This is a genomic window from Bartonella sp. AA86SXKL (genome assembly GCF_042196885.1).
Genome location: NZ_JBHIRE010000182.1, coordinates 1 through 925, shown reverse-complemented (window position 1 = coordinate 925; position 925 = coordinate 1). Strand labels below are relative to the sequence as shown.

1 protein-coding gene is annotated in these 925 nt (G+C 39.8%); it reads right to left on the bottom strand.

Annotated elements, in window-relative coordinates:
- Positions 1-19: 19 nt before the first annotated feature.
- On the bottom strand, positions 20-925 hold a 906-nt coding region (gene ribD, locus ACFIO5_RS10845; protein ID WP_375705405.1), incomplete at its 5' end, for a bifunctional diaminohydroxyphosphoribosylaminopyrimidine deaminase/5-amino-6-(5-phosphoribosylamino)uracil reductase RibD.

Below are 925 nucleotides of genomic sequence, written 5' to 3'. Positions count from 1 at the left end.
TCAACACAACCGATATCCGTTACAATTCCTGTGAACATAATGTCTTACGCCTCCATTTATAAAAACGGTCTTTTCCAAACATTCTTGTCTCCACTTCATGAAATTGCGAGAGATAATTCCCAAAATGAGGGGCTTTAATACGGTCTTTTCCTAAAATAACGGGTGCATAACAGCATATCAAATGATCTACACAACCAGCATTTAAAAAAATTTCTCCCGTCTTTACGCCTCCCTCAAGTAAAACGCTATTGATTCCGCGTTGATAAAGCAGCTGTAAAATAGTAAGGGGCGGCATGTAACCATTGCTCACTTCTACCGAATAAACAGACACTCCATACTGTTCCAGAGCGATTTTTTTGCTTTTCTTTGAAAAGTTTACATCACAAATAACCCATGTAGGAATTATTTTTGCTGTTTGAACAACTTTTGCATTGAGTGGAATGCATAAATTTGCATCCAAAATAATACGTATAGGCGAATGCATTTCCATTCCTGGCAAACGGCAATTTAATTGTGGATCATCCGCTAATATAGTACCAATACCAACAAGAATAGCATTGTTTTGAGCACGGAGAATATGAGTCTGGGCATGAGAAGTCGTTCCACTAATTTTTATTCCGCCTTGCCCCTTTTTCCCAACACCATTATCAGCAGAAATTGCCATTTTTAAAGTGACTGCACAACGTTGCTGCTTCCTTATACACCAGTAGTTACACAAGGATTCAAAAGCTTCTTTAGCCAAAACCCCCTCAATAACCTCAATCCCAGCCGCACGCAAAAGGGCAATACCGCGACCATTAACCCTCTTGTCTAAATCAGTAAGAGCAATAACAACCCGCGAAATACCGGATTTGAGGAGAGTATTTACACACGGCGAAGTTTTGCCATAATGCGAACAAGGTTCTAAAGTAACATAAGCAGTGGC